The organism is Pseudomonas lurida, assembly GCF_013522705.1.
Lineage (GTDB): Bacteria > Pseudomonadota > Gammaproteobacteria > Pseudomonadales > Pseudomonadaceae > Aquipseudomonas > Aquipseudomonas quebecensis.
Window position 1 is genome coordinate 141808 of record NZ_JAAMRE010000002.1, and the last position, 14236, is coordinate 156043.

Annotated in this window: 15 protein-coding genes and 1 pseudogene; 10 read left to right on the forward strand and 6 right to left on the reverse strand. The window is 61.8% G+C overall.

Going from position 1 to position 14236, the window contains the following annotated elements; translation table 11 throughout:
- Position 1: 1 nt before the first annotated feature.
- Both lysA and lptM read right to left on the reverse strand, forming a co-directional pair.
- On the reverse strand, positions 2–1249 hold the full coding sequence (lysA, locus tag G7025_RS02295; RefSeq protein ID WP_181076318.1) for a diaminopimelate decarboxylase: 1248 nt from the start codon (positions 1247–1249) through the stop codon (positions 2–4).
- A 9-nt stretch (positions 1250–1258) separates the two neighbouring features.
- Positions 1259–1429: an LPS translocon maturation chaperone LptM gene (lptM, locus tag G7025_RS02300; RefSeq protein ID WP_181076319.1), complete on the reverse strand. Its 171-nt coding sequence runs from the start codon at positions 1427–1429 to the stop codon at positions 1259–1261.
- 238 nt (positions 1430–1667) lie between these two features.
- Between lptM and cyaY the strand changes: the two genes are divergently transcribed.
- From cyaY to rnk, 3 genes are all read left to right on the forward strand, one after another.
- Positions 1668–2000, forward strand: coding sequence for an iron donor protein CyaY (cyaY, locus tag G7025_RS02305; protein ID WP_181076321.1), 333 nt, complete (start codon positions 1668–1670; stop codon positions 1998–2000).
- 2 nt (positions 2001–2002) lie between these two features.
- Positions 2003–2221: a DUF1289 domain-containing protein gene (locus G7025_RS02310; RefSeq protein WP_181076322.1), complete on the forward strand. Its 219-nt coding sequence runs from the start codon at positions 2003–2005 to the stop codon at positions 2219–2221.
- A 131-nt stretch (positions 2222–2352) separates the two neighbouring features.
- Entirely contained in the window at positions 2353–2766 is a 414-nt protein-coding gene (gene rnk, locus G7025_RS02315) for a nucleoside diphosphate kinase regulator (RefSeq protein WP_181076324.1), read from the forward strand.
- On the opposite strand, the gene G7025_RS02320 is transcribed toward rnk, so the two are convergent.
- The 3 genes from G7025_RS02320 to G7025_RS02330 form a co-directional block, all read right to left on the reverse strand.
- Positions 2763–5603, reverse strand: coding sequence for a class I adenylate cyclase (locus tag G7025_RS02320; protein WP_181076326.1), 2841 nt, complete (start codon positions 5601–5603; stop codon positions 2763–2765). The genes rnk and G7025_RS02320 overlap by 4 nt on opposite strands.
- Before the next feature lie 168 nt (positions 5604–5771).
- A complete protein-coding gene (locus G7025_RS02325) occupies positions 5772–6026 on the reverse strand; it encodes a TIGR02647 family protein (protein ID WP_181076327.1) in 255 nt (84 codons plus the stop codon).
- A gap of 96 nt (positions 6027–6122) precedes the next feature.
- Complete coding sequence (locus tag G7025_RS02330) at positions 6123–6407, reverse strand: hypothetical protein (RefSeq protein ID WP_181076329.1); 285 nt, start codon at positions 6405–6407, stop codon at positions 6123–6125.
- Positions 6408–6534: 127 nt separating this feature from the next.
- On the opposite strand from G7025_RS02330, the gene G7025_RS02335 reads away from it, so the two are divergent.
- Positions 6535–7194 carry a glutathione S-transferase family protein gene (locus G7025_RS02335; protein WP_181076330.1) on the forward strand — a complete coding sequence of 220 codons (660 nt, stop codon included), beginning with the start codon at positions 6535–6537 and terminating at the stop codon, positions 7192–7194.
- Positions 7195–7230: 36 nt separating this feature from the next.
- Here G7025_RS02335 and argH read toward each other — a convergent pair whose 3' ends face one another.
- Positions 7231–8625, reverse strand: a complete 1395-nt coding sequence (gene argH / locus G7025_RS02340; RefSeq protein ID WP_024078056.1) for an argininosuccinate lyase — start codon at positions 8623–8625, stop codon at positions 7231–7233.
- A gap of 393 nt (positions 8626–9018) precedes the next feature.
- Here argH and G7025_RS26970 point away from each other — a divergent pair.
- The 6 genes and pseudogenes from G7025_RS26970 to G7025_RS02365 all read left to right on the forward strand — a co-directional run.
- A pseudogene (locus G7025_RS26970) lies at positions 9019–9135 on the forward strand (sensor histidine kinase); the annotation flags it as partial.
- Complete coding sequence (locus G7025_RS02345) at positions 9132–9878, forward strand: LytR/AlgR family response regulator transcription factor (protein WP_181076332.1); 747 nt, start codon at positions 9132–9134, stop codon at positions 9876–9878. The pseudogene G7025_RS26970 and the gene G7025_RS02345, both read left to right, overlap by 4 nt.
- A 138-nt stretch (positions 9879–10016) precedes the next feature.
- Positions 10017–10958 (forward strand): hydroxymethylbilane synthase, encoded by a 942-nt coding sequence (gene hemC / locus G7025_RS02350; RefSeq protein WP_181076334.1) that lies wholly within the window; start codon positions 10017–10019, stop codon positions 10956–10958.
- Positions 10955–11704 carry a uroporphyrinogen-III synthase gene (locus G7025_RS02355; protein WP_181076335.1) on the forward strand — a complete coding sequence of 250 codons (750 nt, stop codon included), beginning with the start codon at positions 10955–10957 and terminating at the stop codon, positions 11702–11704. The genes hemC and G7025_RS02355 overlap by 4 nt, the downstream gene beginning before the upstream one ends.
- Positions 11705–11745: 41 nt before the next feature.
- Positions 11746–12858 carry a uroporphyrinogen-III C-methyltransferase gene (locus G7025_RS02360; protein ID WP_181076337.1) on the forward strand — a complete coding sequence of 371 codons (1113 nt, stop codon included), beginning with the start codon at positions 11746–11748 and terminating at the stop codon, positions 12856–12858.
- Between the two features lie 5 nt (positions 12859–12863).
- Positions 12864–14105, forward strand: coding sequence for a heme biosynthesis protein HemY (locus G7025_RS02365; protein ID WP_181076339.1), 1242 nt, complete (start codon positions 12864–12866; stop codon positions 14103–14105).
- Positions 14106–14236 lie beyond the last annotated feature (131 nt).

Here is a 14236-nt window from a genome sequence, read left to right on the forward strand (position 1 = left end):
CTTACTCCGGCAGCAGGCTTTCGCCAGCATACAACTCGGCTACCGTCTCGCGGCGACGCACTTCAAACGCTTGATCACCGTCCACCAGCACCTCGGCGGTACGGCCGCGGGTGTTGTAGTTGGAACTCATGACAAACCCGTAGGCACCGGCCGAATGCACGGCCAGCAGATCGCCTTCTTCCAGGGCGAGCTGACGATCCTTGGCCAGGAAGTCGCCGGTCTCACAGATCGGGCCGACGATGTCATAGGCGCGCGCAGCGCTGTTGCGAGGCGTTACCGCTGTGACATTCATCCAGGCCTGGTACAGCGCCGGGCGGATCAGGTCGTTCATCGCCGCATCGACGATGGCGAAATCCTTGTGTTCGGTGTGCTTGAGGTACTCGACCTGGGTCAGCAGCACGCCGGCGTTGGCGACAATGTAACGGCCCGGCTCGAACATCAGCGTCAGGTCGCGGCCTTCGATGCGCTCCCGCACGGCCTGGATGTAGTCGGCAATCAGCGGCGGCTCTTCGTCGCGGTAACGCACGCCGACACCACCACCCAGATCGATGTGGCGCAGGTAGATACCGCATTCGCCCAGGCGGTCGATCAGCGCCAGCAGGCGGTCGAGCGCATCGAGGAATGGTGGCAGTGTGGTCAGTTGCGAGCCGATATGGCAGTCGACGCCCAGCACTTCCAGGTTCGGCAACTGGGCGGCGCGGATGTACACATCCTCGGCGTCGGCAATCGCGATGCCGAACTTGTTCTCTTTGAGACCGGTGGAGATGTAGGGGTGGGTGCCGGCGTCGACGTCCGGGTTGACGCGCAGGGAGATCGGCGCGCGAACGCCCATCTCGGCGGCCACCTTTTGCAGGCGTTCCAGCTCTTCGGTGGACTCGACGTTAAAGCAATGCACGCCGACTTCCAGGGCGCGGCGCATGTCTTCACGGCTCTTGCCGACGCCGGAAAACACGATCTTGTCGGCCTGGCCGCCGGCGGCCAGCACCCGTTCCAGCTCGCCACGGGACACGATGTCGAAACCGGCGCCCAGACGCGCCAGGACATTGAGCACACCCAGGTTCGAGTTGGCCTTGACCGCGTAGCACACCAGATGCGGCACGCCATTCAACGGATCGGTAAACGAACGGTACTGCGCTTCGATGTGCGCACGCGAGTACACGTACGTCGGGGTGCCAAAGCGTTCGGCAACCGCGGACAGCGCCACGCCTTCCGCGAACAGCTCGCCGTCCCGGTAGTTAAAAGCGTCCATGGGGTTCCCTTATTCGAAGGTGTCGTGCTTATGCGCTTTGGCTGGCTTTTGCGACGATTGCGCCTGATCGTCAGGGTCTTTGCTGTCATCGGGCAGGTACAACGGGCCCTTCTGACCACAGGCACTAACGAGGCAGGCGACCGCGACGAGCGCAGCAAGGGAAGAGATCAGGCGCTTCATGGCGAAATCCTTGAATATGCATTAATTGCGCCCGAGTATACCGACCACCCGCCACCTTGCCTATGCGCTGGAATACCCGTCCGGCGGGGGTTTGCCGAGATGGTAGGGAAGCGGACTACGCTGGAAGGGGATATTTCATACCGCCATCTGCGATGAAATCGGTATCCTTTGCAATCGGCGAGGCTCGCCCGTATCGTGCGGCGCTTGAGCAAAACCAGACACTTTTGAGGTTGCCACAATGAGTTTGACCGAAGCCCGTTTTCACGACCTGGTGGATGCCACCCAGGAGAAGCTGGAAGATATTTTCGACGACAGCGACCTGGACGTGGATCTGGAACAATCGGCCGGTGTGTTGACTGTCAAGTTCGAGAGTGGCCAGCAACTGATCTTCAGTCGCCAGGAACCGCTGCGTCAGCTTTGGCTGGCGGCGCGCTCCGGTGGCATCCACTTTGACTACGACGAAGAAAGCCGCAAATGGCAGTGCGATAAGAGTGAAGAGTTGTTGGGCGAGATGCTCGCGCGCCTGGTCCAGGACTATACCGGCGAAGAGCTGGACTTCGACGAGATCTGATCGTGAGCCAGCCCGCCCCCGTACGCCCGCCCAAGCCGTTGTTCAGCAACGTCAGCCCGGCGGTGCCGTCACCTTGTATCAGTTTGTGTCGCCTGGATGAGCAAAAAGTCTGCCTCGGGTGCTTTCGCCATGTGGAAGACATCCGCGAATGGCGCTCGGCCGACGACGATCGACGCCGTGTGATCTGCGCCCAGGCCGAACGACGCAAGGCCCACGCCTGAGGCTGTCTTGTTTATTTGTGACGCTGTGTTAGTGTCCGGTTACGCCTCCACTCATCGAGGCCCGTGAGAACCCCGCCTTTTTCTGGCGGGGTTTTGCTTTTTTGTGCAGAAAAAAGGAGTCTGCCTGAATCATGACCACCGCACCGTCCATCATCCTCACCCGCCTTGACGTGCAGCGTCTGGAGCAACTGATCGACCGTTTGGGCGACGAGTCTCCCGGCGTCGAAGCGTTGCAGGCCGAACTCGACCGCGCCGAAGAGGTGGTTGGCCACGATGAAGTGCCCGCGGGTGTCGTGACCATGAACTCCAGCGTGCATTGCCGCGAGCAAGGCAGCGGCAAGGACTACCACCTGACCCTGGTCTACCCGAAGCATGCGAATGCCGACGAAGGCAAGATTTCGATCATGGCGCCAGTGGGCAGCGCGTTGCTCGGCCTGCAAGTGGGCCAGCACATCGACTGGCCGGCACCCGGCGGCAAGACTCTCAAGCTTGAATTGCTCAGCGTTGAAGGCCAGCCCAAGGATGGGGGCGCCTTCCCGCTCTAAATCTGGCGCAGCGCCTCATTGAGCGACAGCTCCAGCTCGGCCTTATAGCGCAGGTACAGATTACTCGGGCTCTGCACATCGGCGAGCAGGCCCGACAAGTCCAGGTCGGTGATGTAGCAGCGGTAGCGCTCGGTTTCGCGGCGCTGCCCGACGATCTCCCGGGCGACCACGGTGAACAGCTGGTCACCGAACTCCAGTTCGGAGAACTCGCGCTGATTGCAGTAGAGGGTGATGCCCACCTGACCGGGTGCCGCCTTGCTGATAATGGCCTGCACGTCATAGAACGGTTTGTTCTCCGAGGCCAAGGGCACAGGCCGAGGCTCGATGCCACGGGCGCGTCCGCTGCCGGATGGCAACAGCTGGTAATACAGCGTCTGTACGGCGCTCATCGGCTGTTGCGGGTCCAGTGGCGACAGCGCGTCGCGGCGGTAGATGATCGATTGCAAAAAGCGCTGCAACGGCACCAACAGGCTTTGCTCATCGTGGAAAGGCAGGCGCTGTTGCCAGAGTGCGTTGAATTCATCCAGCACATACAGCTCCGCGAACCCTTCGTTGACCCGGTAGAACACCTGCACACAGTCCGCCATACCCATGGGTAACAGTAGCGCCAGGTCGTGGTCTTCCAAAGCCATGGCGTCCAGGTGCAACGGACTGTAGCTGGCCAGTTCCTCGCTGAGGTACGCGATCAACGCCTCTTGAGTGGCCAATGAAACGTGGACGGCCTGGCCCGGCGTCAACTCCATCACGTGGTAATGCTGCTGCACTTGCAACAGGTAGCGATGGTTGGAGCGACCCAGCAGCAGGTTCTGCGCGGTGTCGAAGACTTCTTCCACGCGCTGCGCGATAAATTGTGCACGGTTGTGACAGAAGCAGCGCACCCGCAGGCGCGGCAGGTGATTCGGCGGTAATTGGTTGAGGTAATCGCGCAGGCAGTCGAGCAGCGCGTGCGGCCCGTCGTAGCGGCTGACCATGACCTCGTTCCAGCTGTTGAGGGTCACCTGGTCCAATGTCAGCACCAGGTTGTCGCGCACCCCGGCATAGCTCAGGGAGTCGGTGCGCTCGGTGGTCATCAGGATATTCAGGTCGCGGTGGTGTTTGAGCGGGTCGACGCCGACGTTGATCAGCAACAGCACCTCTTCGGGCACCGCCGAGCGCAGCAGGCGCTCCTCATCAACGCTGGTCAGGGGCAGGGCGATGGTCTGCTGCAGGCTGCCCAGCAGGTTGAACAACTCGAACTCGGTCATGTCACTGACGCCAGGATGCAGGGCCAGGCGCGTACTGCTGTCGATGACCCCGTTGCGATGGCACCAGGTGAGCATTTCCAGCAGGTCGCGGCTGCGCTTGATCGGCGCGAAGTGCTCGCATTCGAGCGCGGTGAGGTTACCGTTATACAAGCCCCAATGGTGCTGGCCAGGCTCTTTGCGGACGGGCGACTGCACCAGCGTGAGGGTGTCCTCGGCCAAGTCCGGGGCGATGCCAGGGTTGATGAACTCGACTTTGCCGGCCTTGCGCTCGAACGCTGCATACAGCCGGCGGCCGAGCACGTTGAGGTCGCGCTTGTTGATCAGGCTGACGGTCTGCTCCGTGCGCGCGAATTGGGCCAGGAAGCGGTAGCTGTGGTTCAGCTCGTTGACCAGGGCACGGCGTTCAGAGGCCACCTGGCGTACTTTCCACTGGCTGCGGCTGTCCAGCAGGGCCAGTTGGCGATGGTCCCAGCCCCACTCATCGGCGAGACGTTCGAGCAGCAGGCGCTGCCAACTGGTCGTGCGCTGGCCGCTGCTGAGCTTGCGATTGACCTTCAGATACAGCGCGCGCCTTACCAGCTCCAGGCGTTCGGGCTCGTTGCGCTGCGTGAGGTATTCCTCGATGCGGCGGTACACCACGATGTAGGGGTCCAGCTCGTCAAGGTCAACCTGATTGGCGAACACGGCTCGCTTGAATCGCAGGCTCAGACAATGCACCTGTGGGTGCTCGCTGGCATAGACTTCGGTCAGCAGCAGTTTGAGCAGCGACTTGTAAGGTGATTCTATGCCTTTGAACAGTTGCCACAGCCCGGCTCCCATGAACTCGCCCGCCGGGATGTGTGCCAAGTGGCCCAGGTCCAGGGTCTCGTCGGCACGGATGAAGCGTTTGGACAGCAGCGTGTGAGTGAACTCGGCGTAGCGAGGTTCTTCATAGACCGGTACCAGCCACCAGATCGGCGTGCGCCCGGCCAGCCAGATGGCGGTGCGGTAGAACTCGTCGAGCAACAGGTAATGTTGGGTGGTGCCGCAATCATCGGAGCTGAGCTGCGTATCGCGCTCACCGAGTACGAAGCGGGTCGGCTCGATCAGGAAAAAATGCGCCTCGGCACCCATGCTCAGAGCCCAGGTCTCCAGCAACTGGCATTTCCTGCGCAATTCGGCCAGTTCGCTCTCGCCCAGGTCAGCTGCGTGGCACACCCACACGTCCATATCGCTCTGGTCGGCCTGCGCCAGCGTGCCGAGACTGCCCATCAGGTACAGCCCGTGAATCGGCCTTGGCGGGTTGCCATGGCGTGGCTTATAGGAGAACGAGCGGGTCAGGCGCTGAGCTTCGGCCAGGGCCTGGGCGTCGGGCTCGAAATTCGACAGCCCGGCCGGCGTGCTGCCCGATACATAACCGGGCAGCAGCGGATGATTAACATGAAAAAACAGCGGTAGCAGCGTCAGCACGCTCTGCTGGCGTGGCGTCAGCCCCTCGACGGCTCGCGCCATGCGGCCTTCGTTCAGGGTCATGAACCGCGCACGCAACTGGGCCAGCACCTTGCGGTCGATGCCTTCGTCCAGGTCGGGGCGGATTTCGTGGGTGCGGGTCATGTAGAACTCGGCGGCTCGCAGGGCCCGGCATGGGCGGCCGTGTAGGAGTTTACAGCCAGAAACGTAGGAGGTTTAGAGGGAAATGGCTTTCGAGGTTAAAAATCGAGACGCTCCATAATGCGGCCCTCGGAATCCGCAGGAAGCGGACTCCATGGGCGGCGTACGCTCTCAGGCTGCTTCTTTAGTGCTGGCGGTGGTGAGGATGGTCAGCAGGGTTTGGGCCTGCTCTGCAGCGTCTCGGCCAAGGCTGGTCAGGTAGCCTCCATCCGCTTGATCGATCAGCCCTTTCGCGTGGAGGCGCTTGGCCGCGGCGATGGCAGCGGGAGCGGCGGTCTGATGGACTTTCAGGCCTTCCTGGGTGCTGTCCAAGGGGAAGAGTACAAGGATTTCCAGTTCGGCAACCAACTCAGGGGTATACGACATAAGGACTCCAGACTTTCTAAAATTTATTAGAGGCTAGCAGACCATAAGGTGAACGCACTTTGCCGAACTGTCCAGCAGCGTTGCTGCGTGTCGGGATTAATCCTTTTCAGGCGGCAGATCGGGCAGTGCGCGCAGCGCTGTTTCATACCATTGGGTATCGAACGCGCGGTCCTCATCCAACATGGCGTCGATTTCGAACGCCAGCACATGAGCCATCAGATTCAGAATCTCCTCGCGCTCGTAACCCACCAGCGTCAACTTGTTGAACGTGGCCTTGGCGGCAGGCGGGTTGTCGTTTTCGATCTGGTTTTCGATCGCTTCGATCAACATATTTTCGGTGAATGTTTCTTCGTCGCTATCGATATCGATGGGCTCGCTCATGGCGGGACTCCTTCAAGGAAAGGGCGCCAGTCTACCCCCATTCAGCCAGGTGATGCTGCTGGTCAGATGGCCCGGCGGCGTCTATAACGCTTGCAGCCAACCCCGCACACGGCCTGGAGGCTTTGCGATGCTCAAGCTTTACGGATTTTCGGTCAGCAACTACTACAACATGGTGAAACTGGCGCTGCTGGAGAAGGGCCTGTCCTTTGAAGAAGTGCCGTTTTATGCCGGACAAACCCCTGACGTTCTGGCCGTCAGCCCGCGCGGCAAGGTGCCGGTATTGGGGGTGAAGCAGGGGTTTATCAATGAAACCAGCGTAATTCTCGAATACATCGAACAGACTCAGGAAGGGCCTGCGCTGCTTCCGGCCGACCCGTTCCAGCGAGCCCAGGTGCTGGCGTTGTGCAGGGAGATCGAACTGTACATCGAGTTGCCTGCGCGGGCGTGTTTTGGCGAGGCATTTTTTGGCATGCAAGTGCCGGAGGCGATCAAGGAAAAATCCAGGACGGAATTGCTGCTGGGCATCGCTTCGCTGGGAAGGCACGGCAAGTTTGCGCCGTATGTGGCGGGAGACAGCTTCACGATCGCGGATCTGTACTTTATGTACAGCCTGAACCTGGCCTGCGGGGTGGGGGATAAATTGTTTGGCCTGGACCTGCTGGCGCAGCTGCCGGCGGCCAAGGCATTGCTGGAACGTCTGAATGACATGCCTAACGCCCGGAAGGTAGAGGCTGACAGGCAGGCCGCGATGCCGGGGTTCATGGCGATGGTTGCGGCCAAAAAGTAATCAAGTATGGGAGGGGCAAAACCCCTCCCATATGTCTTAGCGACTGGCGAGCAGTGCCTGGCCGCGCACGACGGCTGCCTTCACCTGTGCCGGCGCCGTACCGCCCACATGGTTACGAGCGTTGACCGAACCTTCCAGGGTCAGCACGGCAAACACGTCCTGCTCGATCTGGTCGCTGAACTGGCGCAGTTCTTCCAGGCTCATTTCCGCCAGGTCTTTACCAGTGTCCACGCCGTATTTCACGGCGTGGCCGACGATTTCGTGGCAGTCGCGGAACGGCAGGCCACGGCGCACCAGGTAGTCCGCCAGGTCAGTCGCCGTCGAGAACCCACGCAAAGCCGCTTCGCGCATGATGGCGTGCTTGGGCTTGATCGCAGGGATCATGTCGGCAAACGCGCGCAACGAGTCGCGCAGCGTGTCGGCGGCGTCGAACAGCGGTTCCTTGTCTTCCTGGTTGTCCTTGTTATAGGCCAATGGCTGGCCTTTCATCAGGGTCAGCAGGCCCATCAGTGCGCCGAATACACGGCCACTCTTGCCACGCACCAGCTCAGGCACGTCGGGGTTTTTCTTTTGCGGCATGATCGAGCTACCGGTGCAGAAGCGGTCCGGCAGGTCGATGAACTGGAATTGCGCGCTGGTCCACAGCACCAGCTCTTCGGAGAAGCGCGACAGGTGCATCATCGCGATGCTGGCGGCGGCGCAGAATTCGATGGCGAAGTCGCGGTCCGACACGCCATCCAGAGAGTTGCCGCCCACGGCATCGAAGCCCAGCAATTGCGCGGTGTACTCACGGTCGATCGGGTAAGTCGTACCGGCCAGCGCGGCGCTGCCCAGGGGCATGCGATTGGCGCGCTTGCGGCAGTCCACCAGGCGCTCATAGTCGCGGCTGAGCATTTCGAACCAGGCCAGCAGATGGTGGCCGAATGTCACGGGTTGCGCAGTCTGCAGGTGGGTGAAGCCGGGCATGATGGTGTCCGATTCACGCTCGGCCTGCTCCAGCAAACCTTTTTGCAGGCGGGTGATCTCGGCCAGGATCAGGTCGATTTCATCGCGCAGCCACAAGCGGATATCGGTGGCCACCTGATCGTTACGGCTGCGCCCGGTGTGCAACTTCTTGCCGGTCACACCGATGCGGTCGGTGAGGCGCGCCTCGATATTCATGTGCACGTCTTCCAGGTCGACGCGCCAGTCGAAGGTGCCGGCTTCAATCTCACCGCGGATGGTGGTCAGGCCGTCGATGATACTGTCGCGCTCGGCGTCGGTCAGCACGCCGACTTTGGCCAGCATCGTGGCGTGGGCGATGGAGCCCATGATGTCGTGGCGGTACAGGCGCTGGTCGAAGGTGACGGAGGCGGTGAAGCGCGCGACGAAGGCGTCGACGGGTTCACTGAAGCGGCCGCCCCAGGACTGGTTGGTCTTGTCGGTGCTCATGGATTCGCTCGTGATTTGCTGTAAGTAAAAGGCATGGACGTGTGACGCCGATCATAACAGGGTTGCTCGCGGAGGCGGTGGCGAGGGTCGTCGGCATTTTTATTTGTACAAAGGATGGCTAAGTGCCTTGCCGCCGATCACGTCCGGGACGAGACTGGAGAAAGACGCTTATTGAAACGATATTTGACGATTGAGCAATGTCGCCTCGGCGAGCGTCTACAGTTGGACTGAGAGTGTATGAATGCACCAAAGTCGGCTATTGCGGTCAGAGCCCAGACTAACCATTAAACAAGGGGGGTATTCGGATTGTGTATCAGCAAACCCTACGACGATGCCCGAAGGCTGCAGGTCTTGGGCACTCTTGAACAGATCCGGGTAAATATGGGTGCCACCGTCGGGGCACTTTTTGCCGCTCGCACTAGTCTTAGCGTGGATCGCTGTGACGCAAGTCACCGCACCTGTCTACGTTATCCATGTGCGAGACTCACGCAGGAATCCAGCGCAATATGAATGTCCTGATCGTTGATGACGAACCCCAAGCCCGCGACCGACTGAGCCGTCTGGTCGGTGAGCTCGAGGGTTATACAGTCCTAGAACCGAGCGCCACCAGCGGTGAGGAAGCGTTGACGCTGATCGACAGCCTCAAGCCGGATGTACTGCTGCTCGATATCCGCATGCCGGGCCTGGATGGTCTGCAGGTTGCCGCCCGCCTGAGTGAACGCGAATCACCGCCGGCCGTGGTGCTGTGTGCGGCCCAGGAAGAGTTTCCCGCGCAGACGCTGGAAGACAGCGGTGTGAGTTTCGTGACTAAACCGGTGACGGCCGAAGCGCTGCTCAAGGCCCTGAAAAAGGCCGAGCGCCCCAGCCGCGCCCAGCTCGCCGCCTTGACCCAGCCTGCCGCCCAAAGTGGCAACGGCCCCCGCAGTCATATCAGTGCGCGTACCCGCAAGGGCATCGAGTTGATTCCCCTGAATCAAGTGGTGTACTTCATTGCCGACCACAAGTACGTGACCTTGCGTCACGAAGCGGGAGAAGTCTTGCTCGACGAGCCGCTCAAGGCCCTGGAAGATGAGTTCGGCGACCGCTTCGTGCGGATCCACCGCAATGCGCTGGTGGCCAGAGAGCGTATCGAACGCCTGCAACGCACGCCATTGGGGCACTTCCAGTTGTTCCTCAAAGGGCTCAATGGCGATGCCTTGATCGTCAGCCGACGGCATGTCGCCGGCGTACGCAAGATGATGCAGCAGCTTTAGCTCGAGGGCTGTGGCGCAATTTGCATTCCTTATCCCGGTGCGACGAGGCCAGGGAGGCCCCGCACTTGCTGATTCAAATCAAGGCGTATTTGCCTGAGCTGTTATTATCTGCCGTATCTATTCAGTACGGATTGATTCATGTCCTCTCGCGAAATCCGCATCGCCACCCGTAAAAGCGCCTTGGCCCTATGGCAGGCCGAATACGTCAAAGCACGCCTGGAGCTTGCCCATCCGGGCCTCAAGGTGTCCCTGGTGCCCATGGTCAGTCGTGGCGACAAGCTGCTCGACTCACCGCTGTCGAAGATCGGCGGCAAGGGCTTGTTCGTCAAGGAGCTGGAAACCGCGCTGCTGGAGAACGAAGCCGACATCGCCGTGCATTCGATGAAAGACGTGCCGATGGACTTCCCTGAAGGCTTGGGCCTGTTCTGCATCTGCGAGCGCGAAGACCCGCGCGATGCCTTCGTTTCCAATAACTACGCATCGCTGGATGACCTCCCTTTGGGCAGCATCGTCGGCACGTCGAGCCTGCGACGCCAGGCTCAGCTGCTGACCCGCCGCCCCGACCTGCAGATCCGCTTTCTGCGCGGAAACGTCAACACCCGCCTGGCCAAGCTGGACAGCGGTGAATATGACGCCATCATCCTCGCCGCCGCCGGTTTGATCCGTCTCGGTTTCGAGGACCGCATCACTTCGGCCATCAGTGTCGAAGACAGCCTGCCAGCGGGTGGGCAGGGCGCAGTGGGCATTGAGTGCCGCAGCGCGGACAGCGAAATTCACGCGCTTCTCAAGCCTCTGGATCACTACGACACTGAAGTGCGCGTCACGGCCGAGCGTGCCCTGAACAAGCACCTCAATGGCGGCTGCCAGGTGCCGATTGCCTGCTACGCGGTGCTCGAAGGCGATAACCTGTGGCTGCGTGGCCTGGTGGGCGACCCCGACGGCGGCACGTTGCTGACCGCCGAGGTGCGTGGTCCGCAACGCGATGCGACGGCACTGGGGGTCCAGGTGGCTGAAGAGCTGCTGGCCAAGGGCGCCGGCGCCATCCTGCAAAAAGTCTATGGCGAGGCCGGGCCGCAGTGATCGGCTGGCGCTTGCTGCTGACGCGGCCCGCCGAGGAATCGGTGGCGCTGGCGGCGGCGTTATCCGACGTCGGGATCTACAGCAGCAGCCTGCCTTTGCTGGACATCGAGCCGCTGCCTGTCAGCCCGGAACGGCAGGCGGTACTTCGTGATCTGGGCCGTTACTGCGCGGTAATCGTGGTCAGCAAGCCGGCCGCGCGCCTGGCCTTGCAACACCTGGACAGGCAATGGCCTCAGGTGCAGTGGTTCAGTGTCGGCGCGGCCACCGCGCAGGTGTTGGCCGAGCGTGGCTACAGGGTTGATTACCCGCAAACCGGCGACGACAGCGAGGCTTTGCTGCAACTGCCGGCGTTGCGCGAGGCGATTGCTCGCCCCGATGCGCGAGTGCTGATCGTGCGGGGTGAGGGCGGTCGCGAGTTGCTGGCGCAACAGTTGCGCGCCAGAGGTGTTAGTGTCGATTATCTGGAGTTGTACCGGCGGCTCCTGCCTGAGTACGACGTCGGTGAACTGACGCGGCGCATCCAGTTGGAACGCTTGAACGGCGTGGTGGTCAGCAGTGGGCAGGGTTTTTTGCATCTGCAAGCCCTGGCCGGTGCCGATTGGCCACAGGTGGCACAACTGCCATTGTTCGTACCCAGCCCGCGAGTCCAGCAGATGGCGCAGGCTGCCGGCGCAGAAAAAGTTGTGGATTGTCGTGGCGCGAGCGCTGCGGCGTTGTTAGTGGCGTTACGCGGCATTGTCTTATAAAAAGATCCCGCCCCACTCTCTGATACGCAAAGGACGGATACGTGAGCGAAACAGCCTTGCCTAAAGATGAAGCTCAACCCGCACTTCAAGCGCCGGTCGAGTCAACGGTCACCGCGCCGCGCCGTGGCAATGGCCTGGCAGTCGTCGCCTTGCTGCTCGGCGTTGCCGGGGTGGCCGCCGGCGGTTGGGGCATCTGGCAGGTCCGTGCCCTGCAAGCCAGCGGCCAGCAGCAGACCGGTCAGGTGCAGGCCCTGGACGACCAATCCCAGTCCCTCAAGCAGAACCAGCAGCAACTGGCCGCGCGTCTGGCCCAGTTGCCAGCTGCGGACGAGCTGGAAGAGCGCCGTCGCCTGGTGACGCAGTTGCAGGCCGATCAACAACACTTGAGCCAGCGGCTGGAGACCGTGCTGGGTGCCAGTCGTCAGGACTGGCGCCTGGCCGAGGCCGAGCACTTGATCCGCCTGGCGAGCCTGCGTCTGTCGGCGTTACAGGACATCAACAGCGCCCTGGCGCTGGTGCAGGGCGCCGACGAGATTCTTCGCGAGCAAAGCGACCCAGGTGCGTACGCCGCGCGTGAGCAATTGGCCAAGAGCCTGGTGGCGCTGCGCAGTACCGAACAACCGGATCGCACCGGGCTTTACCTGCAATTGGCCGCCCTGCGCGACCAAGTGGTGCAGCTGGCGGCGATTGCGCCGGAGTATCAGTTGACCGAGCCATCCAGCGATGGGCGGCCGACCACTGACACACAAAGCCGTTGGAGCGAATGGTGGGAGCAGATTTCCCGCTACTTCCGTATCGATTTCAACCCGGACGACAACATTCGTCCGCTGCTCGCCGGGCAAGGCTTGAACCAGGTTCGCCTGGCCTTGAGTCTGGCTCTTGAGCAAGCACAATGGGCTGCGCTCAATGGCGAGTCGGCGGTGTACAGTCGCTCGCTCGCAGAAGCGCGCAGTGTGCTGCAGGACAACTTCAATCAGGATAATCCCCAGAGCAAAGCGATGCTGGCGCGTATTGCCGAGCTTGAGCCTAAAGCCGTTTCGGTGGTGACGCCCGATCTGGCCGCCAGCCTGGCGGCCGTGCAGGCGTATCTTGATCGTCGTCACTTGTCCGCCGATGAAGCCAAGGCGGCTGCCAAGCCGGCGACCCAGGAGTAGAGCCGATGAAGCGTTTCTATGTGATCCTGGTGCTGGCGATTGCCATCGCCCTGGCGCTGGCCGTGGGCATTTCGAAACATACCGGCTACGTGCTGATTACCTACCCCCATGTGTTGCATTACGAGTCGAGCCTTTGGGCGACCCTGATCGCGGTATGTGGCATCGCCCTGGCAATCTATCTGATCCGCGTGGCGCTGAGCCTGGTCACCACGTCGAGCGGTGTGGTCAACCCCTGGTCGCGGCGTAACCGCAGCCGTCGTGTGCAGATTGCTATCGAGCAGGGCCAGATGGACCTCGCCGAGGGACGTTGGGCCAGCGCTGAACGCCATTTGCATCGGGCTGCCGAAGCTGAGCGCCAACCGTTGCTCTACTATCTCGGCGCCGCGCGTGCGGCCAACGAGCAGGGGCGCTACGAAGAGGCCGACGGCTTGCTCGAGCGGGCCCTTGAGCGTCAGCCCCAGGCTGAATTGGCGGTCGCCTTGAGCCACGCCCAACTGCAACTGGACCGTGGCGACACGGACGGGGCCCTGGTCACCCTGCAGGCGATGCATGAGCGCCACCCGCATAACGCGCAACTCCTGCGCCAATTGCAGCGCTTGCATCAGCAGCGTGGCGACTGGTCCTCAGTGATCCGGCTGCTGCCGGAACTGCGTAAGGACAAGGTGTTACCCGCCGCTGAACTGGCCGAATTGGAACGTCGCGCATGGGGTGAGAACCTGAGCCTGGCTGCTCAGCGCGAAGAGCAGGGCGAGGCGGGGTTGCAGTCGCTGGAGCGCGCCTGGCAACAACTCACCTCCGCCCAGCGCCAGGAACCACAGTTGGTGCTGGCCTATGCCGAACAGTTGCGCCAGTTGGGCGCAGACGCCAAGGCCGAGGAGGCCCTGCGTGCAGCGATCAAACGCGACTACAACAGCCACCTGATGCGACTGTATGGCCTCCTGCGTGGCAATGACCCGGCGCGCCAGTTGAAGTTTGCCGAAGGCCGGCTCAAGGAGCATCCAGGCGACGCCAGCCTGCTGCTGACCTTGGGTCGCTTGTGTCTGCAGAACAGCTTGTGGGGCAAGGCGCGCGACTACCTCGAACGCAGCCTGCAGGTGCAGCGCAACCCCGAGGCCTGCGCCGAACTGGCACGCCTGTTGGCGCAACTGGGGGATACCGAGCGCAGCAACCAACTGTTCCAGGAAGGCCTGGGCTTGCTGGATAGCCGTCTGCTGGCGTCCCCCTTGCCAGTTCCCGCGCGAGTTTGATGTAGGAACAGAGCCGAGGGCTGCCTCAGATGCGTCTGAGCGTCAGCCCTTTCTGGGAGGTCAAAACTCGGCCGGGCGTTGCTGGCGGCAGCCTCCTACACACAGTGGCTTAAAGTCTTCCAGGTTCTGGC